The following is a 24,978-nucleotide window of genomic DNA, read 5'->3' on the forward strand; positions in this document are numbered from 1 at the left end:
GGCGTGCGGCGGTGTGTCAAGCAGGCGGGTGATTGTGCTCCAGTGTCGCGGGCTGCAGCCACCGCTTGTTGGCCGCAAACACTGCCGTCAGCGCCAGCCCGGCCAGCAGTGCCATGAACCAGTGCGGGGGCGATAGCGGCGCAAACTTGAAAGCGCTGGCCAGCCCCGGCACGGTGGTGATCGCGGTCAGCGCCGCCAGCGTGCCCCCCGACACCCACAGGCTGACGGGGGTGAGGCCCGCCCACAGGCTGCGCCAGCCCAAGATGCCGGGGGTGTCGCTGCCGCGGCTGGGCAGGATGAGCGCTGCATTCGCAGCCACCAGCACCACGAATGCGGCCGTGCTGGCAGTGGCGGCATGTGCCGGCTGGCCCAGGAGCCAGGCATACAGGCCCACCACGGCGGCGGTCACCACGCTGCCTTGCAACATGCTCAGCAGGAAGTGGCGTGCCGAGAGCAGGGGCTCGCCAGCCCCGCGCGGCGGCTGCTGCATGAGATCGGCAGCGCCTTCCTCGGCCTCGAACACGATCGAGCAGGCCGGGTCGATGACCAGTTCCAGAAACGCGATGTGCAGCGGCGCCAGCACCAGCGGCAGCCCGAGCAGCACCGGCAGCAGCGCCAGGCCAATGATGGGCACGTGCACCGCCAGCGTGTAGACCATGGCCTGGCGCAGGTTGGCAAAGGTCTGCCGCCCCCGATGAATCGCCAACACGATGGCTGCGAAATCGTCGTGCAGCAGCACCAGGGCTGCGGCCTCGCGCGCCACGTCGGTGCCGCGCTGTCCCATGGCGATGCCGATGTGGGCGGCCTTGAGGGCCGGGGCGTCGTTCACACCGTCGCCCGTCATGGCCACCACCTCGCCCTGGGCCTTGAGGGCTTCGACCAGCGCCAGTTTCTGGTGCGGCTTGATGCGGGCAAACACACTGACCTGCCGTACCTTGTCGGCCAGTACCTGTGGCGGCATCTGGGCCAGCTCATCGCCGGTGACCACGCTCTCATGGGCAATGCCCGCCTGGGCCGCAATGGCGCGGGCGGTGCGAGGGTGGTCGCCGGTGATCATCACCACGCGGATACCCGCCTGGCGGCATTGCGCGACGGCCTGGGGCACCTCGGGACGCAGCGGGTCGGCCAGGGCCACCAGGCCCAGCCACTCAAAGTCAAAGTCGTGCTGAATGTCAGGCCAGGTGTCCTGTGCGCGGTGCCGGGCCTTGGCCACGCCCAGTACCCGCAGGCCCCGGTCGGCCAGGCGGGCGGCCTGGGCGCTGACGGCGGCGCGTTCGGCGTCGGGCAGGTGGCAGAGGTCCGCCACGGCTTCGGGCGCGCCCTTGGTGGCCACGGTGTCGTGCGCCGAGGTGCCGTCGCGCCACAGGTGGCTCATGGCCAGCAGCCGGGGCGACAGCTCGTATTCGCGCGCCAGCGACCATGTGGGGTGCAAATGATCAGTGCCCAGCAGGTGGTCGCCCGCCATGCGGTGAAAGGCCTGCTCCATCGGGTCGTGCGGTTCGATCTCGCTGGCCAGCACGGCGTATTCCAGCAGTTCGTGGAAAGCCTCCGGCAGCGCCGTGCCGCCTGCTGCTGCGCGCAGGTTCTGTACATCCAGCTCTTGGCCGGCGATGCACAGCGCCGCCACGGCCATGCGGTTTTGCGTGAGGGTGCCGGTCTTGTCCACGCACAGCACGGTGGTCTGCCCCAGCGTCTCGATGGCGTTGAGCCGCCGCGTCAGCACCTGCTGTGCCGCCAGCCGCCGCGCGGCCAGGGCGAGGAAGACGATCATGATCACGGGCAGCTCTTGCGGCAGGATGCCCATGGCCAGCGTGATACCCGCCAGCACGGCCTGCAGCGCGTCGCCGCGCAGCGCCCAGAACAGGGCCACCAGCAGCGCGCACAGCGACAGCCCGATGAGCACCAGCTTGTGCGTGAGTCGCGCCATTTCCTCGCGCAGCGGCGAGGCCTGCAGCGCAATGGTGTCGAGCGACTGGCCAATGCGCCCCAGCTCGGTGTGGCGCCCCACGGCCGTGACCCGAACCAGGCCCTGGCCGCCAACCACCAGCGTGCCCGCAAACACCTTGTCGGCAGTTTGCTTGGCCACGGGCTCGGATTCACCGGTCAGCATCGATTCGTTGGTGGTCAGCTCGTGGGCCTGCAGCAGCAGGCCGTCGGCGGGGATGCGGTCGCCTTCGGCAATCATCAGCAGGTCTTCGCGCACCACATCGCGGCCCGCAATGCGCACCAGGGTGCCGCCGCGCAGCGCCTGCGCGCGGGGGCTGGAGAGGTCGCGCAGGGCGCTCAGCGCGTTGTCGGTGCGGCGCTCCTGCAGCACCGTGATCGCCATGATGATGACCACAAAGCCCAGCAGGATCATCGCCTCGTGCGCGTCGCCCATGGCGAGGTAGATGGCGCCTGCGCCCAGCAGCAGCAGGAACATGGGCTCGGTGACCACGTCCCGGGCCATGTCGCGCAGCGTGCGGCGCTGGCTGATGCCCAGTTCGTTGGGGCCTTCTTCACGCAGGCGTTGGGCGGCCAGGGCCGGGTCGAGGCCGGTGGGGGAGTCTGGGGTGGGCATGGGGGCGTGGGGCAGCGTTGTACAGAGGGCTGCAACGGTGCAACTGTTATACCGCGTGCAGGTGTCTGCATCCCTGACGCAGCGCAGTGCGCCGCACCCGATCTGCCTTCATCACACCTCGCACATCACAAAGTCCGCTTTGCCGACATGGCACTCGGGGCAGCGCCAGTCCTCAGGCACGTCGGCCCAGCAGGTGCCGGGCGCCAACCCGTCTTCGGGCCTGCCAGCGGCTTCGTCATAGATCCACCCGCAGACGACGCACATGTAGATTTTCATGGGATGGTTTCCTTCAGTGGTGGTTGCCGTGGCTCAGTCGTCCTCGTGGTGCTGCTGGCGCTGGGCCGATGTGCTGCCGGCGGTCCAGCCGCTGGGTGACTGCTGCCATTGCCAGGCGCCGAAGGCCAGGGCTGCGATCAGCAGCAGGGCGGCCAGCCAGGCGCGGTTCTTGGGGACCAGGTCCGGCCCCTTGCCCTCCACCCGGCCGGTCAGCATGGGCATTGCCTGGTTCTTGCGCCGCAGGACGCTCAAGCCTGCAATCAGTGCGATGTGAGCCAGCGCCACCAAGAGCAAGGCGTTTCCAACAAACTCATGCACTTCTTCCATCCAGTCGCCACCCAGCGCTTCGCCCCAGTCGTTGTACGTGGCATAGCCGCTGAGCGTGAGGGGCACGACCAGCGCCAGCAGCAAGACGATGGCCAGCGCCATCAGCAGGTTCTGGCCCTGGCGCCAGTTGATCCCTGCGATCGACGTGGCCTGGGGCAGGGTGCGCAGCCATGCCGGGGCCCCCGCCAGCTTGCGCCACAGCAGGCCCAGGCCCGATGTGCGTGGCCCGAAGATGCCGTACAGCAAGCGAAAGCCCAGCAGGCCCGCCATGGTGTAGCCCAGCGTGACGTGCAGCAGCCGCCAGTGTTCACCGTCGGCCGTGGCGTAGGCCCCCGCAAAGCACAGTGCGAACAGCCAGTGGAACATGCGCGTGGGCGCATCGGTCACCCGGCGGCCGGAGGCCTTGGCAGGGGCTGGCTGCGCCGTGGTGCCGGCAGGGTGAAGGGACGGGGTGTTGTTCATCGTGTTCTCCTGGTGGGGACGCCGAAGGTTTCTGTCCGTGGCGGTCAGTCGTTCCATGCGCGGCGCGATCGGGGATCGAGCCCCGCCGGCATGCGCAGGTTGTGTTCATCAAACCGCCCCTGGTCCGCGCCCGTGTGGCAGGCCGCGCAGTTGGCGGCGCTTTTCACGCTGGCGAGCTTCCAGGTGGCGGAGGCAATCCTTCGGTGCTTGCGTTCAAACCACGTCGAGCGGGTGATGCGGTCCTCCGTGGGCTCCTCGTTCACGCGCTTGTAGGTACCTGCGTGGGCCTGCAGCCACTGGTTGAGCTGGCGCACGGCGGCCGCGTCCAGCGATGCGTCGGTGCCGTAGTGTTTGTCGAGGCCCGTCATCACGCGGTTCCACGATGCGGCGGGCAGCAGACCGGGTGGGTAGGCGGTGTGGCAGGCCGCGCATTCCTGCGTGTAGGCGGCGGGCACGTTGCGGGGCATGGCCCGCCCGCCTTCCGCACGGGCGCTGGAGAGCGACAGCAGGGTCAGCGCGCACACGGCGGCGGCCCTGGCCGCCGGGCGGAGGGGAACAGATTTTTTCATGATGCGATGGCCTCAGGGCTTGAGAGCGTTGAGGTAGGCCAGCACATCGGCCTTCTCGATCGCTGTGCATTCGCGGCTCAGCACGTCGTTGCAGTTGCGGCGAAACCACTTGTCGATCTTGGCCGTGTCGGTGAAGGCTGTGGGGTTGAAGGCGGGGGCCAGGGGTGCGATCGACTTGCCGGTGCTGGCATGTTTGCCCTGCGTGGTGGGTGGCGTGCCGTGGCACGAGGCGCAAGACCACTCGCCGCCATGTCGGGTGGTGAAGAACACCTTGCCCCTGTCGGCGTGGCCCGGGCTGCCGGCCTGTGCGCTCCAGTGCGCGAGCTGCCGGGCGGCGGTGGTGTCTGCGGCGTGGCTGATGTTGGTGGCCGCCATTGCGCAGAGCGCAGTCAGTGCCAGGGTGCGGAGGGCGGGCATTGTGTTGTCCTTGTGGGTTGTTTCGTGTGCAGCCATTGTTGAAATGGCTGCCTGAACGGGGCGTGAAAGGGCTGTTCATCGGCCGTTCAGACACCGGACAGGACAATGCACCCATGGTTTCCATCCCCTACCGCGCCTCCACAAGCTGCCGGGTTGCGCGCCTGGACGTGGCGGCGTGTGTGCTGTGGGCCGCTGCGCTGGCTACGCCACACGCTCTGGCCAGCGGCAAGGAAGACCACGACCGCGCCCGGCAGGCCGTGCAGGCGGGCCAGGTGCTGCCGTTGCCCGTGGTGCTGGAGCGTCTGCAGCGCGAAGTGCCCGGCCAGGTGCTGGAAGTGGAGCTGGAGCTGGAGCAGGAGCGGGATCGCTGGATTTACGAGATCAAGCTGCTCACACCTGCGGGGCAGTTGACCAAGGTCAAGCTGGATGCGCGAACGGCCGAGGTATTGCGCATCAAATCGCGCGACGATCAACGCACCGGCCGAGAGCATCGGCAAGAGCGGCCTCGCAATTAGCCATCCATGCGCATCCTCCTGGTAGAAGACGACACGTTGCTGCGCGCCCAGTTGCGCACGGCGCTGCACGGCGCTGGCTACACCGTGGACGAAGCCGACAACGGGCGCGACGCGCAGTTTCTGGGCGACACCGAGGCGGTGGATGCCGTGGTGCTGGACCTGGGCCTGCCGGTGGTGGACGGGCTCACGGTGCTCAAACGCTGGCGGGCCGAGGGGCGCAACATGCCGGTGCTGATCCTCACCGCGCGGGACAACTGGCACGAAAAGGTGGCGGGTATCGACGCCGGTGCCGATGATTACCTGACCAAACCATTTCACCAGGAAGAACTGCTGGCGCGCCTGCGTGCACTCATCCGCCGCACGAGCGGGCTGGCGTCGGCGGTGCTGCAGTGTGGCGACTGGTCGCTGGACACCCGCAGTGGCCGTGTGACCTGCGCGGGCCAGCCCGTGGCGCTGACGGCGCATGAGTACAAGGTGCTCGCCTACCTCATGCACCGGCCCGGCGTGCTGGTATCGCGCGCCGAGCTGACCGAACACATCTACGCACAGGACTTTGACCGGGACTCCAACACCATCGAAGTCTTTGTCGGGCGCTTGCGAAAAAAGCTGCATTCGCTGTCGGTCCACGCTGCCCGTATCGAGACGGTGCGTGGCATGGGCTACCGCCTGGTGCCGCCATGAGCTGGAGCGGTCTGCACTGGTCGCGCTCCCTGCGGTTTCGGCTGCTGGCCGTGACGGTGGCGGGGGTGGCGGTGGCCGTGGTGCTGGCTGGCGTGGTGCTCAGCGGGCTGTTCCGCGAGCATGTGCAGCGCCAGTTCGAGGCGGCCCTCCTGCAGCAGCTGGACCAGGTCACGGCGCGCCTGGAGTTTGATGCCCAGGGCCGGCCGGCGATCGCTGCGCAGGCGCTGTCGGACCCGCGCTGGCTCAAACCCTATTCCGGCCTGTACTGGCAGGTTGACGCCATGGCCCCCGATGGACACGGCCGTGCCGGGGTGCTGCGTTCGCGCTCGTTGTGGGACACCAGCCTGGCCTTGCAGGTGGATGCGCTGACCGATGGCGCCGTGCATGTGCATGAAGTGGCTGGCCCGCAGGGCGCGCCGTTGCTGGTGCTGGAGCGCTCGGTGCGTGCCGAGGGCGCGGAAACGGCGCGCTGGCGCCTGATCGTGGCGGCCGATCTGCAGGCCACGCAGGCGGCCACCGCGCGCTTCACGCGCGTGCTGGCGCTGTCGCTGGCGGCGCTGCTGGTGCTGCTGGCAGCGGCCGCCTGGACCCAGGTGGCGGTGGGGCTCAAGCCCTTGCGGGCGCTGCAGCGGGGTTTGCTGGATGTGCAGCAGGCGCGGGCCACCCAGCTGCAGGGCGCATTCCCTGTCGAGGTGCAGCCGCTGGTGGATGACTTCAACGCCGTTCTGGGCCGCAATGCCGAGGTGGTGGAACGCGCGCGCACCCAGGCGGGCAATCTGGCGCACGCCTTGAAAACACCGCTGACCGTGCTGGAGAACGCGGCGCGCGCTTCACCACCCGATGATGGGGGCGCGCTGGCGGCGCTGGTGCACGACCAGGTGCGGGTCGCGCGGCGCCACATCGACTGGCACCTGGCACGGTCACGCTTGGCCGCATCGGCGCGCCTGCCCGGCCAGCGCACGGCGCTGGAGCCGGTGGTGGGCGGACTGGTGCGTGTCATGAACAAGGTGCATGCCGGGAGGGGCCTGGACATCAGGGTAGCGCTGCCCGATGCTCCGCTGTTCTTTGCAGGCGAGGCGCAGGATCTGCAGGAAATGCTGGGCAACCTGTTGGACAACGCCTGCAAATGGGCGCAGTCCACCGTGCGGCTGCAGGCGCAGGCCCTCGGCGGGCGGCAGCCACAGGTTGTGGTCAGTGTCGAGGATGACGGCCCCGGCATCGGTGCCGCGCAGCGTGCGCAGGCTGTGGAACGTGGCGTGCGGCTGGACGAGACGGTGCCGGGCACGGGGCTGGGCCTTGCCATCGTGCAGGACCTGGCGGCCATCTACGGCGGGCGGCTGGACCTGGAGCCGGCCGACCTGGGCGGCCTGCGGGTGGTGCTTGCGTTGCCCGCCGCGCGGGAGGCTGTGTAAAAAGGCCTGCCGGAGCGGCACCGGCGTAAAAAAGCCCGCCGAAGCGGGCTAAGGCCCTGACAAATCCCCTCGATCTCTCGAATGTCGCAAAGCCTTGGACTGGACGTGGAGAGCCTATCACCCGCCGTGGCGTTTGACCATCAGGGGAACGATAGGCCGTGCCACGATATTTGGGACCTTGGGCGGCCGGACGGCGCGGCTCGCCGCGCGGTGGCAGGCAAGAAAGCCCTCAGCGCTTGTGAAATATGCGTTGGCTGCTCTTGATTCAGGAGCGGTCAGAGCCTGCTCTCCACGCTGTTGCGCATGGCGATCTGTGCCACGGCATCCAGCGCGCCGTCCACCACGGTCTGCTGGGAGAGCACGTGCAGGGCGCCTTGCTGGATGAGCCGGTCCACCAGCCGCAGGGTCATCGACTGGGTGTGGCCGGAGGCGCTGGTGAAAAGGAAGAAGGTTCCGTTCGAGCCGATCCACGACAGCTGGGTCCGCTCCCACTTGCCTGCGACCAGCAGGTTCACCCAGCTGCCGATGGCCAGCGGGGGGATGCCCGGCGCCTCGCCCGCCTCGGGCGCCGGCACGGGCTCCGGCCTCTCGGACTCGGGAGACTGCGAGGATTCCATGAAGCCCGACTCCCTGGCTTCGGAGGGCGCGACCCAGGGCTCTTCGTCCTCGAGGGGGGCGGGCTGCGCTGGCGCCGCCGCCTTCGCCTCGGCGGGCGGTGCGCAGGGCGCGGGCGGCGCAGCGGCGGGCCTCGGCGTGGGCTTGAAGGCCTGCTGGTGCAGCTGCATCAGCAGAGCGAAGACGGCCTCGGTCCGGTCCGGGGGGTAGTCGATGGACGCCAGCCCCTCGCGCAGCTTGGCCAGCAGCTTGGGAAGCAGGCGCGCGAGCTGGCCCGTGTTCATGCGCGTCAGCTCGGGCTGCGCGCTCCAGATGAGCGCGTCCACCACTTCCTGGTAGCGGCCCGGGTCGGTGCTGCCGGTCTTGTCGGCCAGGCGCGCCTCGGCCATGACCTTGGCCCAGGGGCCGAGCAGGAAGCGGGAGATGGCGTCGGGAACCTTGCCGATGTCGGGCAGCAGCCAGATGTCGCGCGATATCTTGGCCGCCAGGAGGTGGCGCTGCTCCGCGTGCTGCAGCGCCTCGATGGCGCGCAAGCGCTCCTGCTTGCCCGCCTGCTCTTTCTGCTCCCATTTGGCGTGCAGCTGCTGCAGCACCTGCTCGAAATCGTGGGGGCCCTCGATGGTGGCCGTGGCCAGCGGGCCCGCAATGTTCATGAGCGACCGCATGAAGCTCTGGAAACCGGGCGCCTCGGTGCTGTTGAAGGCGAGGCTGCGGTCGGTGATGTCCTGCAGCAGGCGGCGCGCGGAATGCTCCTTGTGGCTGAAGAAACGGGGGTCGGCCAGCGCCAGCTGCATCAGCGCGGGCTCCAGCGCCCGCACGAACTGCTGCACGGGCCACAGCAGCCGGCTGTCGCGCGCGATGTTGTCCACCATCAGCGCGACCACCTCCATGCTCAGGGCCTGACCGAGCCCGCTGGCGTGCCGGCGCGGCGTGGCCGCGGAGCTCGCTCCCTCGCCGCCGCCCGCCGGAGGGCGCTGGTTTCCCAGGCGCTCCATCATGTGGCCGACCTGGTTCATCTCCTGCAGTGCCTCGAAGGCGGCGGGCACGGTGATGGCGAAATCCGTGGGGGGTGGATCGAGCGCCGGAAGCTGATCGGGGTTCTCGAACTCGCGCGCGAACCGCTCGGCGAAGTTCTCCTGGGGCGCAGGCCCGTGCTCCGGTACCGGGGCGGGCTTGTCGCTGAGTTCGCCCAGCAGGAGCCGGCGCAGGCGGTCGAGCGTGAGCAGCGGGTCGGCAGCCCCCCCCGAGGCGGACAGGTCGGTGTCGGCGGCGAAGCCGGGGGACGCGCCGCCCTCGGCCGGCGCGACATAGACGACCTGGCCGTCGGCCTGCCGCATGGCGTAGCCCACGGGCTGCACGCCGCTTTGCCGCAGCTGCGCGGTCTGGGCGAGGTACAGCCCGCGCAGCTCTGTACCCAGCGCCTGCGCCAGGTGCCCCATCCAGTCGTGCCGCACCTGGTCCGTGACCTGCATCTGCGACACCACGGCCTGCAGCGCCTGCAGGAAGACCTCGGGGCGCAGGGGGTTCTGGTCGGGCAGCACTTTCGGCAGCCCCTGCGCTGCGCACACCAGGGCGTCCAGGTCGGCCAGCGGCCCCTCGACGGCGGAGATCAGGACCTGGCGGGCACGGGCACGCTCGACGCTTTCGCTGATCTGCGACTCGTCCATCAGTTCGAGTTCATCGAAATGGACGGTGAACAGGGAGCGCGAGGATTTTTCGTCCTTGCGCGTGGTTTCCTGGTCGAGCGCCTTGCGCAGCGCGTCGGGATAGCGCTCGCTCATCACGAAGGCCAGCCGCGAGAGCTGCTGCCGTGCTTCCAGCATGGCATGGTGCTCGCCGGGGGTGCGGGCGGTGTCCAGGCGCGCCTGCAGGGACATGCGCGCGGCCTCGGCGACGCGCTCCATCAGGTGCCTGGACTCCGCCACCACGCCGTGCACGATGCGCTGGTACGGCGTGGCGTGGCTGTCGGAGGGGGCAGGGGCGGACGATGCGGTGTGTTTCAAGGCCATCTTCTCTGAAGAGATACCGGTAGCCATCATGGTACGCGGCAAAAAGGGGCCGAAGCCCCTGGTTGCCCTCTATTCCAGGCGGGTCAGGCCTGGTGACTGCCTGGCGCGGGCGACCTACCCGCCGTGGAACTTGACCACCAGCGGCACGATCAGCAGCGCCACGATGTTGATGATCTTGATCAGCGGGTTGATGGCCGGGCCGGCGGTGTCCTTGTAGGGGTCGCCCACGGTATCGCCGGTCACGGCGGCCTTGTGGGCCTCGCTGCCCTTGCCGCCGTGGTGGCCGTCCTCGATGTATTTCTTGGCATTGTCCCAGGCGCCGCCGCCGGTGCACATGCTGATGGCCACGAACAGGCCGGTGACGATGGTGCCCATGAGCAAGCCGCCCAGCGCCTTGGGCCCCAGCAGCAGGCCCACCACGATGGGCACGACCACGGGCAGCAGGCTGGGGATCACCATCTCCTTGATGGCGGCGGTGGTCAGCATGTCCACGGCCTTGCCGTACTCGGGCTTGCCTGTGCCGTCCATGATGCCGGGGATGGTGTTGAACTGGCGGCGCACCTCCACCACCACGGCGCCGGCCGCGCGGCCCACGGCCTCCATGGCCATGGCGCCGAACAGGTAGGGGATCAGGCCGCCGATGAACAGGCCGATGATGACCAGCGGGTCGGACAGGTCGAACGTGATGGCGCGGCCGTAGCTCTCGAGCTTGTGCGTGTAGTCGGCGAACAGCACCAGCGCGGCCAGGCCGGCCGAGCCGATCGCATAGCCCTTGGTCACGGCCTTGGTGGTGTTGCCCACGGCGTCCAGCGGGTCGGTGATGTCGCGCACGCTGCTGGGCAGCTCTGCCATCTCGGCGATGCCGCCGGCGTTGTCGGTGATGGGGCCGTAGGCGTCCAGCGCCACCACGATGCCCGCCATGGACAGCATGGACATGGCCGCCACCGCAATGCCGTACAGACCCGCGAGCTGGTAGGCCGAGAGGATGGCCAGGCACACGAAGATCACCGGCCAGGCGGTGGATCGCATCGATACGCCCAGGCCCGCGATGATGTTGGTGCCGTGCCCGGTGGTCGAGGCCTGCGCGATGTGCTGCACGGGCGAATACTGCGTGCCGGTGTAGAACTCGGTGATCCAGACCAGCGCAGCCGTCAGCGCCAGCCCGGTGAAGCAGGCGCCAAACAGGCGCATCTGGCTGCCGCTGGCCATGATGGCGTTGTCCGGCATGATCCACACCGTGACGAAGTAGAAGGCGATGAGCGACAGCACGCCCGCGATCGCCAGGCCCTTGTACAGCGCGGGCATCACGTTCTTCATGCCGGGCGAGGCCTTGACGAAGAAGCAGCCGATGATGGACGCCACGATGGACACGGCGCCCAGCGCCAGCGGGTACACCACGGCATTGACCGGAGCCGCCGCCACCAGCAGCGCGCCCAGCACCATGGTGGCGATCAGCGTCACCGCATAGGTCTCGAACAGGTCGGCCGCCATGCCGGCGCAGTCGCCCACGTTGTCGCCCACGTTGTCGGCGATCACGGCGGGGTTGCGCGGGTCGTCTTCAGGGATGCCGGCCTCCACCTTGCCCACCAAGTCGGCGCCCACGTCGGCGCCCTTGGTGAAGATGCCGCCACCGAGCCGCGCGAAGATCGAGATCAGCGACGAGCCGAACGCAAAGCCGATCAGCGGGTTGAGCAGATTGGCCAGGTTGGCCGTGGGCGTGAGGTTGCCGTTGCCCGCCAGGAACCAGTAAAAGCCCGTGACGCCCAGCAGCCCCAGCCCCACCACCAGCATGCCGGTGATGGCGCCGCCACGGAACGCCACGTCCAGCGCCGGGCCGATGCCGTGCGTGGCGGCCTGCGCCGTGCGCACGTTGGCGCGCACCGACACGTTCATGCCGATGAAGCCGCAGGCGCCCGAGAGCACCGCGCCCACCACGAAGCCCACGGCCGTGGTGCCGTCCAGAAAGATGCCGATGAGAACCGCCAGCACCACGCCGACGATGGCGATGGTCTTGTACTGGCGGGCGAGGTAGGCGGCGGCGCCGGCCTGGATGGCGGCGGCGATCTCCTGCATGCGGGCGTTGCCGGGGTCCTTGGCCAGGATCCATCCCCGGGCCCAGATGCCATAGGCCACCGCAATCAATCCGCAAACCAGAGCCAGTATCAGAGGGGCAGTCAGCGCTGTATTTCCAGCCATTCGTCACTCCTTGAAATATTCAGTTGCACGGAAGGAAACATCACAACGCGGGACGGTGGTGCTTCCGTTGCGTTGCTTCCTCGTGCTCCCTGGGCATTTCGCGGCAGGAGTCGATTGGCCAACGGGCCCAATTTACAGGCAAACGCCGGTTTGCAAGCGGGCAGAAAGGGGCGTGCGCCTAAAATCAGGGTTAATCCCGACGCTTCATTGCGCTGCGTCAGCGCCGGATGCCTCGCGGGTTATCGTTTTCAAACCACTATCCAAAGACATGTCCCTCAACAACGTCCCCCCAGGCAAGAACGTCCCCGACGCCTTCAATGTCGTCATCGAAATCCCGATGAACGCCGACCCGATCAAGTACGAAGTGGACAAGGAATCGGGCGCCATTTTCGTGGACCGTTTCATGACCACGGCCATGCACTACCCCACGAACTACGGCTACGTGCCGCAGACGCTGTCGGGCGACGGCGACCCGGTGGATGTGCTGGTGATCACGCCTTACCCCCTGTTCCCCGGTGTTGTCGTGCCCTGCCGCCCGCTGGGCATCCTGATGATGGAAGACGAGGCCGGCGTGGACGGCAAGGTCATCGCCGTGCCCACCTCCAAGGTGCTGCCCATGTATGACCACTGGAAGACCATCGACGACGTGAACGCCATGCGCCGCAACGCCATCGCCCACTTCTTCGAGCACTACAAGGACCTGGAAAAGGGCAAGTGGGTCAAGGTGCTGGGCTGGGAAGGCCTGGACGCCGCCAAGAAGGAAATCACGGACGGCATCGAGGCCTACAAGAAGTCCGGCAACGCCTGATTCCCGCACCCGGCCTCCGCACCGGCCGTTCGTGCCGGATTGGAGGCCGTGGAGGCCGCCAGCGATTGATGGTAAAGCGCTGGCAGCTATCAAAATGGAAGCAATTGGTGAAAGCGCACAGATTCCTGGCCTGTGCGCTTTTTTCATGGCCGGGGGGCGGCACGCCTGCGCGGTGCCGGTCTGCCGCCCCCGGTCCCGTCTGTCATGGTCCCGCAACACGGCCGCCCTAGGCTCTGGCGCTTTCCTGGTTCATTCATTCCATTCAATCAACGGCCCGGCAGGGCGGGAGCGGCGGCGATGGCACTGGTGCATTCATGGCGGCGCATGGCCGTGGGCGTGGCAACCGCCGTGGCGATGGCGGCTGCATTGGCGGGCTGCGGCGGCAACGGTGACGATGGCCGCGCACAGCCCATTGCCTCCCTGCGGCTGCTGGGCAGTGCGTCACTGCCCACGGGCACGGTGTTCGAAGGGGTCGAGTTCGGCGGCATCTCGGGTCTGGACCGGGCGGCGGACGGCAGCTACTGGGCGATCTCGGACGACCGAGGCGGCGAGCGGGGCACGCCGCGCTTTTACAACCTGGGCATCGACTACGGTGCCAGCGGCAACGTCACGGTCAAGATCAACCGCCAGGCGAACATGCTGCGCGAGGACGGCACGCCGTTCCCCGCCACGGCCCGCACGGTGGACCCCGAAGCCATCCGCACCGCACCGGACGGCAGCCTGTACTGGGCCTCGGAAGGCAACTGGAGCCCCACCGCCGCCAGCCGCTTCCAGCCGTTCGTGCGGCAGATGACGGTCCAGGGAGCCTTCGTGCGCGAACTGGCGATGCCCGCCATGTACCGCTACGTGGACAACGCCACGGAAGGCGCGCGCAGCAACAAGGTCTTCGAGGCGCTGGCGGTGGCGCCCGACGGCACGGTGTACGCGGCCAACGAGGACGCGCTGGTCCAGGACGGGCCCCTCACCACGCTGCAGGCCGGCAGCGTGGTGCGCGTGACGGCCTTCGACCCAGGCACCGGCCGGCCCCGGGGCCAGTACGCGTACGCCTTGCCCCCGATTCCGGTGGACGCGGCGCCGGGCGCGCCGTTCGGGCCCGACAACGGCCTGTCGGACCTGCTGGCCGTGGGCAACGGCCAGTTCATCGCGGTGGAGCGTGCCTTTGCCTCGGGCGTGGGCAACACCATCCGCCTGGTGTGGACCGAGATCACCGGCGCCACCACCGATGTGATCGGGACCCCGCGCCTGGCGGGCGCCACCTATGCGCCCATGACGCGGCGGGTGCTGCTGGAGATGCCGCTGGCCTACCAGGGCGTGAAGCTGGACAACATCGAGGCCATCACCTGGGGCCACACGCTGCCCAACGGCCACCGCACGCTCGTGCTGGCGGCCGACAACAACTTCACGGCCGACACCCAGGCCAGCCAGTTCATCGTGTTCGAGGTGCTGCCGCAGTAGCGCCTGGGAGCGGCGCGCGGCGCCCGGTTGAGGCGCCCGGCGGCCGCCCGGTGCCCGCCGGCAAGGCGCGGGCAGCTATCGAATCGGAAGCGTCTGGAGGCCGCTGCGGCCGCAGGCCGCGCCTGGCGTGGACGCCGAAACCGTGAAACACCTGAGAGAAGATGCCGCGCCGGACTGATAGACTGGCTCAGCATTTTGTTACAAATGGGGGCGGCCGTGGCGGCGCCCTCCGGAAGGGTGATTCATGAAAATTTCCGATCTGCGCATCGGCGTCAAACTGGGCGTGGGATTCCTGTCGCTGGTGCTGTTCACGGCCTTGCTGGGCGCCATCGCGCTGGTGCAGATGTCGCGCATCCATGCCAATGCCGACGAGATCGCCACCAACCTGCTGCCCAGCGTGTCCCAGACCGGCGAACTGCGGGTGCTGCTCAACCGCATGCGCCGCTCGGAGGCGGGGGTGGTCACCGCGCGCAACGCGGCCGAGGTCAAGGCGTTCTCCGAACAGGTGGCCGCGCGCCACAAGGACCTGGACCGCGTCGAAACCACGTACGAAGCCCTGATCGACATCCCCAGGGAGCGCGAGGTCTACGGCGCCTACAAGAAGCGCAAGGCCGCCTATGTGGAGCTGCAGGCCAAGCTGATGGACATCGCCCGGAACGTGGACTTCAGCACCACCGAAACCCTGGAGCTCACGAGCGACGCGCTGGGCATGCTCTATGCGGGCGAGTCCGAGGCCGCGTTCGTGGCCACCGCCGAGACACTGGGCGAGCTGCAGAAGATCAACACCGAGGCCGCGCAGCAGGCCAAGGAGGATGCCTACCAGGTCTTCTCGCTGGCGCGTATCTGGGTGCTGGGCACGCTGGCGGTGTGCGTGGCGCTGGCGGCGGTGCTGGGCATCGGCATCACCCGCGCCGTGACGGGCCCTGCGCGCCATGCCGTGCAGGCCGCCCGTGCGATCGCCGGGGGCGACCTCACCTCCGAGGTGCCGCCCGGCGGCAAGGATGAAATGGGCCAGTTGCTCACCGCCCTGGGCGAGATGCGCCACAGCCTGGCGCGCGTGGTCTCGGGCGTGCGCGGCAACGCCGAAGGCGTGGCCTCGGCCAGCTCGCAGATCGCCTCGGGCAACAACGACCTGTCGGCCCGCACCGAGCAGCAGGCCTCGGCGCTGCAGCAGACGGCCGCCTCGATGGAAGAGCTGGGCTCCACGGTGCGCCAGAACGCGGACAACGCGCGCCAGGCCAACCAGCTGGCGATGAGCGCCTCCACCGTCGCCCAGCAGGGCGGCGACGTGGTGGCCGAGGTGGTGGACACCATGAAGGGCATCAACGACAGCAGCCGCAAGATCGCCGACATCATCAGCGTGATCGACGGCATTGCGTTCCAGACCAACATCCTGGCGCTCAACGCGGCGGTGGAGGCGGCACGCGCGGGCGAGCAGGGCCGGGGCTTCGCCGTGGTGGCGGGCGAGGTGCGCAGCCTGGCCGGGCGCTCGGCGCAGGCCGCCAAGGAAATCAAGGCCCTGATCGGCACCAGCGTGGAGCGCGTGGAACAGGGCACCGCGCTGGTGGACAAGGCGGGCGCCACGATGACCGAGGTGGTCGGGGCCATTCGCCGCGTGACGGACATCATGGGCGAGATCAGCGCGGCCAGCAGCGAGCAGAGCCAGGGCGTGTCGCAGGTGGGCGAGGCGGTCACGCAGATGGACCAGGCCACGCAGCAGAACGCGGCCCTGGTGGAAGAGATGGCGGCCGCCGCCAGCGCGCTCAATGCGCAGGCCGGAGACCTGGTGAATGCGGTGGCGGTGTTCAAGCTGGAGGCCGGGGCGCAGCCCGGAACGGCGGCGCCGGTGCGGCCCCCCGCCGCGGCCATGCCCGCGGCCCGGCGGGTGGCGGCGGCACCCCCGCCGCCCGCGCTGGCCCCGCGCGGCGGCACGGCGGCGGCACGGGATGGCCATCGCAACAGCACGGCCCCTGCCGCCCACCTGCCAGCCCCCCGGCCCGCGGCACCGCCCGCCCCCAAGCCCGCCGCCGCACCGGCGGGCAGCGATGACGATTGGGAGAGCTTTTGAGCGGGAGCCTGCGAAGAATGCAAGCCAAATAGGCTGCTAGCGCTTGATACCCGAGCGCTGGCAGCTATCAAAAACAAAGCACGCGGGAGGAGGAGTCCTCGGGCGTGCTTTTTTTCTTGCGCGGGCGGCTCAGCGCTCCGGGTCGGGGTAGATCAACTGAAGCCCCGGCAGGCCCGGCCGCTCGAAGGGCTGCCACATGGCGTCCGGCCCGTGGGGCTGTGCCAGCCGGTCGGCCACGGCCCACCAGGCGCTGGGGTTCAGGCCGATGCCGAAGTGGCTGGCGACCACCTCGATGTTCTCGGTGTGGGGGTTGTGCGCGGCTGGCGACTGGATGCTGCCGCGCCAGGCCACCACGCCGTCGGTGCGCGAGTAGATGCTGGTGGTGGGCACGGGCGGGGCCTCGGGCAGGTTGTAGCTCTCGGTTTCGCGCTCGATGCTGCGGCCGCTGGCGAACTGGTAGATGCGCCACGCGTTCGTGGAGGTGTGCGGGCCGGCGAAAGGCGTGCCCAGCGTCACCACGCAGCGCACCAGGCCGGGCATTTCCTTGGCCAGCTCTCGCGCATAGATGCCGCCCAGGCTCCAGCCCACCAGGCTCACCTTGCCGCCGCTGGCCTCGCTGGCCTCCTGCAGCTGGCGCTTGGCGGCTTCCAGCACGCCGTCCCTGGGGCCCAGGTTCAACCCCTGGCCCCAGCCCTGGGTTTCGTAGTTGCGCGACTCCAGGTAGCGGCGCAGCGGAACCGTGGTGGCATCCCCCGCCGTGAGGCCGGGGAACACGATCACCGTGTGGCCATCGCCCAGCGGGGCACGCTGCAGCACGGGCCAGGCGGGCAGCACCGCGCCAAACTCCCAAGGGGCCCGCAGTTCCAGGGCCAGCAGCGGCAGGCCTGGCGGCGGGATGTCGGCGGGATCGGTTTCTTTCTTGCTGAAGAAGGGCATCGGTTCATCATTTCAAACAAAGCGGGGCGCCATGTCGTGTGGCTTGCGGGTGTGCCGTGCAGGGCCTTCCAGGAAAAGAAGGGAAGGGCCGCACGGCGCACCGTGGGCGACGGTAGCATTTTTTCGAGGGCGGGCAGGGCGCCCGAATGGAGCTAGCTCTCCAATTCCAGGCCGCGATGCCTGCGCTGGCGTCCCGGGGACGGCGGGCCCCGCGCCGCGAGGCAGGTCCTGGCCATCGCCGGCTGCTATGCTGCTGTGCCCGCGCCCGCACGCATCCGCGCGGCCCGCCCCGCCTGCGGGAGACCGTCCAGACGTTCCTCGGCCCCCTCCATCCCTTGCTTTCCGAAAGCCCGCGCCATGATCGCAGCCCCTGCCTCCTCGTCCCGTCACGCAGCAGCGTCGACAGCCGCCGCGCCTGCGGGCGAGTACCTGACCTTCCGGCTGGGGGCGGAGGAGTACGGCATCGACATCCTGCGGGTGCAGGAAATCCGCTCCTACGAGCAGCCGACGCGCCTGGCGCATTCCCCGGTTTTCATCAAGGGAGTGATCGACCTGCGCGGGCGCATCGTCCCCATCCTGGACCTGCGCCTGAAGCTGCAGTGCCCCGAGGCAAGCTACACCGAGTTCACGGTGGTCATCATCCTGGACATCGGCACGGCAGTGGTGGGCGTGGTCGTGGACGCCGTGGCCGACGTGGCCTCGCTGACCGCCGACCTCATCAAGCCCGCCCCACAGTTCGAGCGCCAGGGCCATGTGGACCCGGCCTTCATCACCGGGATTGCCAGCCTGGGCGAGCGCACGCTGATCGTGATGGACATCGAGGCGCTGCTCAGCAGCGAGGAGACCGGGCTGATCGCCCAGGTCGCCAGGTAGGCCCGCAAGGCCTCCCGGCGGGGGCCTGTGGTTTATCGCCCTCACGGCGTTCGCAAACGTAACAGAACGCGCTATGCTGGGTGCCAGGGGCCCCGGCCCGGACCGTGCGCGTGCACCGGTTCCAGGGCGGCGGGCCCGCCCTTGGGACGTGTTGGTCTTCCGCCGGGAGTTCTCTCATGGTTCGCGGCTCCGACTCTGCTGATTCCCGCACTGCCCGCCCGTGGCGCGGTGCCTGCCTGCACGGGCCCCGCATCGCCCGCAATCCCGCTCTCCTTCGCCCGCGCGCGCCATGGCGTCTTCGCCTCAGCGGGCGCCCCGGGCTGCCGTCCAGTTCCCGGCCCCTTTCTCTTTCCCCACTTCAGGAGCGCTGCCATGAGCCAGTTCAAGATATCCACGCGCCTCGCCGGCTTGCTGGCGGCGCTGTGCCTGCTCGTTTTGCTGGTGGGCGCGGCGGGCCTGTTCGGCATGGGGCAGTCCAACGCGGGGCTCAAGTCGGTGTATGACGACCGGGTGGTGCCGCTCAAGCAGATCAAGGTGGTCGCGGACATGTATGCGGTCAACGTGGTCGATACCGCGCACAAGGTGCGCGACGGGGCCATGACGCCTGCCCAGGGCCAGCAGTCGGTGGCCGATGCGCGCAAGGCGATCGACACCAACTGGAAGGCCTACCTGGCCACGCACCTCGTGCCCGAGGAAGCCCAGCTGGTCGAGCGCTTCAAGCCCCTGCAGGCCAAGGCCGACGCGGCCGCCGACACGCTGACCGGCCATTTCCGCTCGGGCGACACGGCGGCGCTGACGGCGTTCGCCGCCAAGGAGATGTACCCCGCCATCGACCCGCTGCAGGATGTGCTGGGCCTGCTCATGCAGGTGCAGCTGGACCGGGCCAAGGCCGAGTACGACCGGGCCGAATCGAGCTTTCAGGCGATTCGCGCCGTCGCGCTCACGGCCGTCGTGCTGGGCATCGTGCTGGCGGTGCTGATGGGCGGCGCCATGATCCGGCAGATATCGCGCGCCCTGGGCAATGCGGTGCAGATCACCGATTCGGTGGCGCGGGGCGACCTGACGGTGCCGATCGATGCGCGGGGCAGGGACGAGATCTCCCTGCTGCTGGGCGGCCTGACCACCATGCGCGACAACCTGGCCCATGTGGTATCGGGGGTACGCGGGAATGCGCAGGGTGTGGCGTCTGCCAGTGCCGAGATTGCGTCGGGCAACAACGACCTGTCCAGCCGCACCGAACAGCAGGCCAGCGCGCTGCAGGAGACGGCGGCGTCGATGGAGGAGCTCAGCTCCACCGTCAAGCAGAACGCGGACAACGCGCGCCAGGCCAACCAGCTGGCGATGAGCGCATCCACCGTGGCGGGGCAGGGCGGCGATGTGGTGTCGGAGGTGGTCGAGACCATGAAGGGCATCAACGACAGCAGCAAGAAGATCGCCGACATCATCAGCGTGATCGACGGCATCGCGTTCCAGACCAACATCCTGGCGCTCAACGCGGCGGTGGAGGCGGCGCGCGCGGGCGAGCAGGGGCGTGGCTTCGCCGTGGTGGCGGGCGAGGTGCGCAGCCTGGCCGGGCGCAGCGCCGAGGCGGCCAAGGAGATCAAGGCCCTGATCACCGCCAGCGTGGAGCGCGTGGAGCAGGGCTCGGTGCTCGTGGACAAGGCCGGTGTCACCATGACCGAGGTGGTGTCCTCCATCCGCCGCGTGACGGACATCATGGGCGAGATCAGCGCGGCCAGCAGCGAGCAGAGCCAGGGCGTGTCGCAGGTGGGCGAGGCGATCACGCAGATGGACCAGGTGACGCAGCAGAACGCGGCCCTGGTGGAGGAAATGGCCGCGGCCGCCAGCAGCCTGAGCCAGCAGGCCCAGGCGCTGGTGGGCGCGGTGGCGGTGTTCAAGCTCTCGTCCGACCAGTCCCGGCCCACGGCCGCCGCTGCTGCCGCCGCCGTCGCGGCGCCGCCCCGGCCCGCCCTGCGGGCGGCGGGTGCCGCGATGCGCCCGGCCGGCGGCAAGGCGGCCCCCGCCGCGCGGCCACCTTCCATCGCGGCGGCCAGGCCGAAGGCCCCCGCACCGCAGCCCGTGGCGGCGGGCGCGGAGGATGACTGGGAGAGCTTCTGACAGGCGCCCGGGCTGGAAGGGGGAGGGGCCGGAAGGAGACGGGGCTGTGGCCCCTCAGCCCGTGCCGGCGCCGTGCGGAGCCAAGGCGGCCCTGGCCTCAGCCCCCGGCGGCGCCTGCCTGAACGGGCTGCGCTCCTGCAGTTCGTCCAGGTAGTGCTGGACGCCTTCGCTTTCGCGCGCCAGGAACCGCTCCACCGCTTCGGCGAAGGCCGGGTGCGCCAGCCAGTGGGCACTGGTGGCCTGCACCGGCAGCAGCGCGCGGGCCATCTTGTGTTCACCCTGGGCACCGCCTTCAAAGCGCCGCGCGCCGTGTTCGATGCACCACTGCAGGGGCTGGTAGTAGCAGGCCTCGAAATGCAGGCAGTCCACGCGCTCCAGCGCCCCCCAGTAGCGGCCATACGCCACGGGTTCATGGGCGTTTGGGCCGCTGGCGCTTGATGAATCCGCGCCGACAGCTATCAGACTGCTGGCAATGGGCCGCCCGTTGCGTTCGGCGATGAAAAGCAGCCAGGCGCCGGGCAGCTGCGCGGCCATGCGCGCGAAGAAGTCGCGCGTGAGGTAGGGCGGGTTGCCGTGCTCGAGGTAGGTGCGCTCGTAGCAGCGGTAGAAGAAATCCCAGTCCGCCTGCGGGATGTCCGTGCCGCGCGCCCACCGGAACGTAACGCCCGCATCGGCCACGCGGCGGCGTTCCTGGCGGATCTTCTTGCGTTTTTCCTGGGACAGGCTGGCGAGGAATTCGTCGAAGCTGCGGTAGCCGTCCCCGCCGCCGGGCGCGGGAGCCTGGTTCTTCCAGTGGAATTGCACGGTGTGCCGCAGCATCAGGTCGCGCCCCGCGCAGGTCCGCGCGTCGTCGTCGCTGGCAAACAGCACATGCACGGAAGAGACGTTTTCCTCCCCGCACCACTGGCACACGGCCTGCACCAGCAGCGCGCGCGTGGCCTCGTCGCGCGCCATCAGGCGCGTACCGGGCACCGGCGTGAAAGGCACGGCCACGACGGCCTTGGGGTAGTACGGCACGCCGTGCTGCTCATACGCGCTGGCCCACGCCCAGTCGAACACATACTCTCCGTACGAATGGCTCTTGAGGTACAGGGGGCAGGCCGCGATCAGCGTGCCGTCCTCCCACAGGGTCATGAACCGGGGGGCCCAGCCGGTGCGTGGCGTGGCGCTGCCGCTTTCGTGCAGGGCGGCCAGGTATTCGTGCCGCATGAAGGGCGTGGGGTGGCTCTGCCGGGCGAGCAGGGCGTTCCAGGCGTCGGCCCCGACGTCGAGCGGGGATGCGAGTACGCGGGCGATAATGGCGGCTTCAGCCATGCGATCCCCCGCTCCACCCCCGGTGCCGCGGGTCCGCAGTGGCGGTATTCAACCTGGCCGCAGGGGCCGATTCCAGTTCCATGACGCTCTCCATTTGCACTGCGCAGCTCAACTTTGTCGTGGGCGACATGCCCCAGAACGCGCAGAAGATCATTGCCGCGGCCCGCGAAGCCCATGCCCGGGGTGCCCGGCTGCTGCTCACGCCCGAACTCGCCATCTGTGGCTATGCCGCCGAAGACCTGTTCCTGCGCCCCGCCTTCATCGCGGCCTGCGATGATGCCGTGAAAACCGTGGCCCGCGAGACGGCAGGGTTGAAAGGCCTGGCCATCGTGCTGGGCCATCCGCAGGCGGTGTCGCCCGATGCGCCTGCGTTCAGCGCCTGCCTCAATGCCGCCAGCGTGCTGCGCGAGGGCCGCATCGAGCAGACCTACGCCAAGCGCGAGCTGCCCAACTACCAGGTGTTCGACGAGCGCCGCTACTTCGTGGCTGGCAGCGCGCCCTGCGTGTTCGAGGTGGAGGGCGTGCGGGTGGGCCTGCTGGTCTGCGAGGACGCCTGGTTCGCCGCGCCGGCGCACGATGCGGCGGCCGCGGGCGCGCAGCTGCTGGCGGTCATCAATGCATCGCCCTTCCACTTGGGAAAGAGCGCCGAACGCGAGCAGACCATGCGCGAACGCGTGGCCGAGACCGGCCTGCCGCTGGTGTACGCCCACCTGGTGGGCGGGCAGGACGAGGTGGTGTTCGAGGGCCGATCTTTCGCGCTCAACGCCGACGGCTCTGTGGCTGGGCGTGGTCCTGGGTTTGAAGAAAAACTGGTCTTTGCGCAAGTCCAGCAAGCGCAGGAGGCTATCAAATTTGAAGCAGACATCGCGCCGGAGAAAAGCCTGGAGGCGGACCTGTGGGACGCCCTGGTGCTGGGGGTGCGGGACTATGTGGGCAAGAACGGATTTCCGGGCGCGCTGCTGGGGCTCTCGGGCGGCATCGACTCGGCCCTGGTGCTGGCCATTGCCGTGGACGCGCTGGGCGCCGACAAGGTGCGCACGGTGATGATGCCGTCGCCCTACACGGCCGACATCAGCTGGATCGATGCGCGCGACATGGCTGCCCGCCTGGGCGTGCGCTACGACGAGATCTCCATCAAGCCGCAGTTCGAGGCCTTCAAGGCCGCGCTGGCGAGCGACTTCGCGGGTCTGGCCGAGGACACCACCGAGGAAAATCTGCAGGCGCGCATCCGGGGCACGCTGCTCATGGCGCTGTCCAACAAGTTCGGCGCCATCGTGCTCACCACGGGCAACAAGAGCGAGATGTCCACGGGCTACTGCACGCTGTATGGCGACATGGCGGGTGGCTTCGCGGTGATCAAGGACGTGGCCAAGACACGGGTGTTCGACCTGGCGCGCTGGCGCAACGCCAACGATCCGTACGGCACGGGCGCCAGTCCCATTCCCGAGCGCATCATCACCCGCCCGCCCAGCGCCGAGCTGCGCCCCGACCAGAAAGACCAGGACAGCCTGCCGCCCTACGAAGTGCTGGACGCCATCGTGGCGCGCTACATGGAGAACGATGAGCCCATCGAGTCCATCATCGCCAGCGGTTTTGCGCGCGCCGATGTGGAGCGTGTGACGCGCCTCATCAAGCTCAACGAGTACAAGCGCCGCCAGGCTCCCGTAGGGATTCGCGTCACGCGCCGCAGCTTCGGCAAGGACTGGCGTTACCCTATCACCAGCAAATTCAGGGCGTGACGCTTCGGCGCTGCGCTTTCAGCCCCCATTTTTTACATCCTCCAGGAGACCCGCCATGAAAATGATCACCGCCGTCATCAAGCCCTTCAAGCTCGAAGAAGTCCGCGAAGCCCTGGCTGAATGTGGCGTGACCGGCCTCACCGTGACCGAGGTGAAGGGCTTTGGCCGCCAGAAGGGCCACACCGAGCTGTACCGGGGCGCTGAATACGTGGTGGACTTCCTGCCCAAGGTGAAGGTCGAGGTCGTCGTGAAGAGCGAAGACGTGGACCGCTGCGTGGATGCCATCGTGAGCGTCGCGCGCACGGGCAAGATCGGCGACGGCAAGATCTTCGTCACCTCGGTGGAGCGCGTGGTGCGCATCCGCACCGGCGACCTGGACGACGCCGCGGTCTGAGGGGTTGCGCCCGCCTGGCCGGGGCCGCACGGGCTCCCGCAAGGAAAAGGCACGCAAGACACACACAAGGACAAGGCACAAAGCGAAAGGGGCGGAAAACCGCCCCTTTCGCTTTTGTTTTGTTGTGTGGGTGCCGGCAGCGCGATGCGGGGGTGACCCCGTACCCGCGCGGCCCGGCCGTCAGATCACGGCACGCAGCGGCACCGGCGCCTGACCGGGGCCGGCGGACTGCACCAGCGTGCGCAGCAGCGCATCGGCGTCGGCGGACGCATGCAGCAGTCCCATCTGCCATTCGCCCATGAAGCCGCTGGCCACGCTGTGGTCCAGGAAGCCCATCAGCGCGTCGTAGTAGCCCGCGACATTGAGCAGGCCCAGCGGCTTGTCGTGGTAGCCCAGCTGGCGCCAGGTCCACACCTCGAACAGCTCTTCGAAGGTGCCGATGCCGCCGGGCAGGGCCAGGAAGGCGTCGCTGCGCTCGGCCATCATCGCCTTGCGCTCGTGCATGGTCTGCACGATGTGAAGCTCGTCGCACAGGCGGTTGGCCAGCTCCTTGTCCACCAGCGCCTGCGGAATCACGCCCACCACGCGCCCGCCCGCCACGCGGGTGGCCTCGGCCACCGTGCCCATCAGCCCGCTGCGCCCACCGCCATACACCAGCTGCCCGCCACGTTGGCCGATCCACTGGCCCACGGCCTTGGCGGCCTGGGCGAAGGCCGGGTTCTCGCCAGGGCGCGAGCCGCAGTACACACACACTGAAAATGCCGGTTCAACCATGGAAGATCCTCTGAAAAACAGCCGCGCCCCAGATGCCCATGCACAGCAGCAGCGCCAGCAGCACGGCGGCGCTGCCCATGTCCTTGGCGCGTTTTGAAAGGTCGTGCCATTCGGGGCCGATGCGGTCGATGGCGGTCTCGATGCCGGTGTTGAGCAGCTCCACGATCATCACGATCACCACGGAGCCTGCCAGCAGCGCCACCTCCACCCAGCTGCGCCCCAGCCACAGCGACAGGGGCAGCAGCACCATGGCGGCAATGGCCTCCTGGCGGAACGCCTTTTCGTTCCAGCCCGCGCGCAGGCCTTCCAGCGAATAGCCGGCGGCGTGCCAGATGCGGTTCAGGCCCGAGCGGGCTTTCTGGGGGTTGGCGGGCGCGACGGGCTGCGGCGGAGATAGGGACATGGTCCGGGCATTGTCTCGCACCCGCGTGACAGCTGGCACGGCGAAGGGGTGGCGGGG

At 69.0% G+C, this 24,978-nt stretch carries 21 protein-coding genes; 10 read left to right on the top strand and 11 right to left on the bottom strand.

From position 1 onward, the window contains the following. Positions 1–16 precede the first annotated feature (16 nt). The 5 genes from AC07OC_RS00780 to AC07OC_RS00800 form a co-directional block, all read right to left on the bottom strand. Complete coding sequence (locus AC07OC_RS00780; RefSeq protein ID WP_218341631.1) at positions 17–2,560, bottom strand: cation-translocating P-type ATPase; 2,544 nt, start codon at positions 2,558–2,560, stop codon at positions 17–19. A 111-nt stretch (positions 2,561–2,671) separates the two neighbouring features. Continuing rightward, positions 2,672–2,836: a rubredoxin gene (locus tag AC07OC_RS00785; RefSeq protein ID WP_218341632.1), complete on the bottom strand. Its 165-nt coding sequence runs from the start codon at positions 2,834–2,836 to the stop codon at positions 2,672–2,674. Between the two features lie 33 nt (positions 2,837–2,869). After that, positions 2,870–3,625 carry a cytochrome b/b6 domain-containing protein gene (locus AC07OC_RS00790; RefSeq protein ID WP_218341633.1) on the bottom strand — a complete coding sequence of 252 codons (756 nt, stop codon included), beginning with the start codon at positions 3,623–3,625 and terminating at the stop codon, positions 2,870–2,872. A 44-nt stretch (positions 3,626–3,669) separates the two neighbouring features. Beyond that, entirely contained in the window at positions 3,670–4,194 is a 525-nt protein-coding gene (locus tag AC07OC_RS00795; protein WP_218297614.1) for a diheme cytochrome c, read from the bottom strand. Between the two features lie 12 nt (positions 4,195–4,206). After that, complete coding sequence (locus tag AC07OC_RS00800; RefSeq protein ID WP_218341634.1) at positions 4,207–4,611, bottom strand: DUF1924 domain-containing protein; 405 nt, start codon at positions 4,609–4,611, stop codon at positions 4,207–4,209. Between the two features lie 113 nt (positions 4,612–4,724). Between AC07OC_RS00800 and AC07OC_RS00805 the strand changes: the two genes are divergently transcribed. Genes AC07OC_RS00805 through AC07OC_RS00815 form a run of 3 tightly spaced genes read left to right on the top strand, consistent with a single transcriptional unit; the run spans position 4,725 to position 7,219 of the window. Continuing rightward, the gene (locus AC07OC_RS00805) at positions 4,725–5,126 is read left to right on the top strand and encodes a PepSY domain-containing protein (RefSeq protein WP_218341635.1); all 402 of its coding nucleotides are present in this window, start codon (positions 4,725–4,727) and stop codon (positions 5,124–5,126) included. 6 nt (positions 5,127–5,132) lie between these two features. After that, on the top strand, positions 5,133–5,807 hold the full coding sequence (locus tag AC07OC_RS00810) for a response regulator (protein ID WP_218341636.1): 675 nt from the start codon (positions 5,133–5,135) through the stop codon (positions 5,805–5,807). After that, positions 5,804–7,219 carry a sensor histidine kinase gene (locus AC07OC_RS00815; RefSeq protein ID WP_218341637.1) on the top strand — a complete coding sequence of 472 codons (1,416 nt, stop codon included), beginning with the start codon at positions 5,804–5,806 and terminating at the stop codon, positions 7,217–7,219. The genes AC07OC_RS00810 and AC07OC_RS00815 overlap by 4 nt, the downstream gene beginning before the upstream one ends. Before the next feature lie 275 nt (positions 7,220–7,494). On the opposite strand, the gene AC07OC_RS00820 is transcribed toward AC07OC_RS00815, so the two are convergent. Next, positions 7,495–9,843 carry a DUF1631 family protein gene (locus AC07OC_RS00820; RefSeq protein ID WP_218341638.1) on the bottom strand — a complete coding sequence of 783 codons (2,349 nt, stop codon included), beginning with the start codon at positions 9,841–9,843 and terminating at the stop codon, positions 7,495–7,497. A gap of 114 nt (positions 9,844–9,957) precedes the next feature. After that, positions 9,958–12,039: a sodium-translocating pyrophosphatase gene (locus AC07OC_RS00825; protein ID WP_218341639.1), complete on the bottom strand. Its 2,082-nt coding sequence runs from the start codon at positions 12,037–12,039 to the stop codon at positions 9,958–9,960. Between the two features lie 268 nt (positions 12,040–12,307). Here AC07OC_RS00825 and ppa point away from each other — a divergent pair, with 268 nt between their 5' ends. From ppa to AC07OC_RS00840, 3 genes are all read left to right on the top strand, one after another. Further along, positions 12,308–12,847, top strand: coding sequence for an inorganic diphosphatase (ppa, locus tag AC07OC_RS00830; protein ID WP_218297607.1), 540 nt, complete (start codon positions 12,308–12,310; stop codon positions 12,845–12,847). Between the two features lie 297 nt (positions 12,848–13,144). Continuing rightward, on the top strand, positions 13,145–14,302 hold the full coding sequence (locus tag AC07OC_RS00835) for an esterase-like activity of phytase family protein (RefSeq protein WP_494600320.1): 1,158 nt from the start codon (positions 13,145–13,147) through the stop codon (positions 14,300–14,302). A gap of 244 nt (positions 14,303–14,546) precedes the next feature. Continuing rightward, a complete protein-coding gene (locus AC07OC_RS00840; RefSeq protein ID WP_494600321.1) occupies positions 14,547–16,370 on the top strand; it encodes a methyl-accepting chemotaxis protein in 1,824 nt (607 codons plus the stop codon). Between the two features lie 129 nt (positions 16,371–16,499). Here AC07OC_RS00840 and AC07OC_RS00845 read toward each other — a convergent pair whose 3' ends face one another. Continuing rightward, positions 16,500–17,306 carry an alpha/beta fold hydrolase gene (locus AC07OC_RS00845; RefSeq protein ID WP_218340960.1) on the bottom strand — a complete coding sequence of 269 codons (807 nt, stop codon included), beginning with the start codon at positions 17,304–17,306 and terminating at the stop codon, positions 16,500–16,502. 357 nt (positions 17,307–17,663) lie between these two features. Here AC07OC_RS00845 and AC07OC_RS00850 point away from each other — a divergent pair, with 357 nt between their 5' ends. Together AC07OC_RS00850 and AC07OC_RS00855 are read left to right on the top strand one after the other, a co-directional pair. Beyond that, complete coding sequence (locus tag AC07OC_RS00850) at positions 17,664–18,179, top strand: chemotaxis protein CheW (protein ID WP_218298109.1); 516 nt, start codon at positions 17,664–17,666, stop codon at positions 18,177–18,179. Between the two features lie 372 nt (positions 18,180–18,551). Next, entirely contained in the window at positions 18,552–20,297 is a 1,746-nt protein-coding gene (locus tag AC07OC_RS00855; protein WP_218340961.1) for a methyl-accepting chemotaxis protein, read from the top strand. 54 nt (positions 20,298–20,351) lie between these two features. Here the strand turns inward: AC07OC_RS00855 and AC07OC_RS00860 are convergent, their stop codons facing one another. Next, positions 20,352–21,611 carry a GNAT family N-acetyltransferase gene (locus tag AC07OC_RS00860; protein WP_218294488.1) on the bottom strand — a complete coding sequence of 420 codons (1,260 nt, stop codon included), beginning with the start codon at positions 21,609–21,611 and terminating at the stop codon, positions 20,352–20,354. Positions 21,612–21,691: 80 nt separating this feature from the next. Here AC07OC_RS00860 and AC07OC_RS00865 point away from each other — a divergent pair, with 80 nt between their 5' ends. Further along, positions 21,692–23,350 carry an NAD+ synthase gene (locus AC07OC_RS00865; RefSeq protein ID WP_218340962.1) on the top strand — a complete coding sequence of 553 codons (1,659 nt, stop codon included), beginning with the start codon at positions 21,692–21,694 and terminating at the stop codon, positions 23,348–23,350. A 55-nt stretch (positions 23,351–23,405) separates the two neighbouring features. Further along, positions 23,406–23,744 carry a P-II family nitrogen regulator gene (locus AC07OC_RS00870; protein ID WP_218294490.1) on the top strand — a complete coding sequence of 113 codons (339 nt, stop codon included), beginning with the start codon at positions 23,406–23,408 and terminating at the stop codon, positions 23,742–23,744. Between the two features lie 180 nt (positions 23,745–23,924). On the opposite strand, the gene AC07OC_RS00875 is transcribed toward AC07OC_RS00870, so the two are convergent. After that, positions 23,925–24,518 carry an LOG family protein gene (locus tag AC07OC_RS00875; protein WP_218294491.1) on the bottom strand — a complete coding sequence of 198 codons (594 nt, stop codon included), beginning with the start codon at positions 24,516–24,518 and terminating at the stop codon, positions 23,925–23,927. After that, positions 24,511–24,921, bottom strand: a complete 411-nt coding sequence (locus tag AC07OC_RS00880; protein WP_218294492.1) for a diacylglycerol kinase — start codon at positions 24,919–24,921, stop codon at positions 24,511–24,513. Before AC07OC_RS00880 ends, AC07OC_RS00875 begins: the two co-directional genes overlap by 8 nt. Between the last annotated feature and the right edge of the window lie 57 nt (positions 24,922–24,978).

Source organism: Acidovorax sp. GW821-FHT10E04, assembly GCF_059415185.1.

What these genes read in the sequence shown, in the direction of transcription:
- AC07OC_RS00780 (WP_218341631.1), bottom strand. Translation starts at nt 2,560, where the DNA reads ATGCCCACCCCAGACTCCCCCACCGGCCTCGACCCGGCCCTGGCCGCC.
- AC07OC_RS00785 (WP_218341632.1), bottom strand. Translation starts at nt 2,836, where the DNA reads ATGAAAATCTACATGTGCGTCGTCTGCGGGTGGATCTATGACGAAGCC.
- AC07OC_RS00790 (WP_218341633.1), bottom strand. Translation starts at nt 3,625, where the DNA reads ATGAACAACACCCCGTCCCTTCACCCTGCCGGCACCACGGCGCAGCCA.
- AC07OC_RS00795 (WP_218297614.1), bottom strand. Translation starts at nt 4,194, where the DNA reads ATGAAAAAATCTGTTCCCCTCCGCCCGGCGGCCAGGGCCGCCGCCGTG.
- AC07OC_RS00800 (WP_218341634.1), bottom strand. Translation starts at nt 4,611, where the DNA reads ATGCCCGCCCTCCGCACCCTGGCACTGACTGCGCTCTGCGCAATGGCG.
- AC07OC_RS00805 (WP_218341635.1), top strand. Translation starts at nt 4,725, where the DNA reads ATGGTTTCCATCCCCTACCGCGCCTCCACAAGCTGCCGGGTTGCGCGC.
- AC07OC_RS00810 (WP_218341636.1), top strand. Translation starts at nt 5,133, where the DNA reads ATGCGCATCCTCCTGGTAGAAGACGACACGTTGCTGCGCGCCCAGTTG.
- AC07OC_RS00815 (WP_218341637.1), top strand. Translation starts at nt 5,804, where the DNA reads ATGAGCTGGAGCGGTCTGCACTGGTCGCGCTCCCTGCGGTTTCGGCTG.
- AC07OC_RS00820 (WP_218341638.1), bottom strand. Translation starts at nt 9,843, where the DNA reads ATGGCCTTGAAACACACCGCATCGTCCGCCCCTGCCCCCTCCGACAGC.
- AC07OC_RS00825 (WP_218341639.1), bottom strand. Translation starts at nt 12,039, where the DNA reads ATGGCTGGAAATACAGCGCTGACTGCCCCTCTGATACTGGCTCTGGTT.
- ppa (WP_218297607.1), top strand. Translation starts at nt 12,308, where the DNA reads ATGTCCCTCAACAACGTCCCCCCAGGCAAGAACGTCCCCGACGCCTTC.
- AC07OC_RS00835 (WP_494600320.1), top strand. Translation starts at nt 13,145, where the DNA reads ATGGCACTGGTGCATTCATGGCGGCGCATGGCCGTGGGCGTGGCAACC.
- AC07OC_RS00840 (WP_494600321.1), top strand. Translation starts at nt 14,547, where the DNA reads ATGAAAATTTCCGATCTGCGCATCGGCGTCAAACTGGGCGTGGGATTC.
- AC07OC_RS00845 (WP_218340960.1), bottom strand. Translation starts at nt 17,306, where the DNA reads ATGCCCTTCTTCAGCAAGAAAGAAACCGATCCCGCCGACATCCCGCCG.
- AC07OC_RS00850 (WP_218298109.1), top strand. Translation starts at nt 17,664, where the DNA reads ATGATCGCAGCCCCTGCCTCCTCGTCCCGTCACGCAGCAGCGTCGACA.
- AC07OC_RS00855 (WP_218340961.1), top strand. Translation starts at nt 18,552, where the DNA reads ATGAGCCAGTTCAAGATATCCACGCGCCTCGCCGGCTTGCTGGCGGCG.
- AC07OC_RS00860 (WP_218294488.1), bottom strand. Translation starts at nt 21,611, where the DNA reads ATGGCTGAAGCCGCCATTATCGCCCGCGTACTCGCATCCCCGCTCGAC.
- AC07OC_RS00865 (WP_218340962.1), top strand. Translation starts at nt 21,692, where the DNA reads ATGACGCTCTCCATTTGCACTGCGCAGCTCAACTTTGTCGTGGGCGAC.
- AC07OC_RS00870 (WP_218294490.1), top strand. Translation starts at nt 23,406, where the DNA reads ATGAAAATGATCACCGCCGTCATCAAGCCCTTCAAGCTCGAAGAAGTC.
- AC07OC_RS00875 (WP_218294491.1), bottom strand. Translation starts at nt 24,518, where the DNA reads ATGGTTGAACCGGCATTTTCAGTGTGTGTGTACTGCGGCTCGCGCCCT.
- AC07OC_RS00880 (WP_218294492.1), bottom strand. Translation starts at nt 24,921, where the DNA reads ATGTCCCTATCTCCGCCGCAGCCCGTCGCGCCCGCCAACCCCCAGAAA.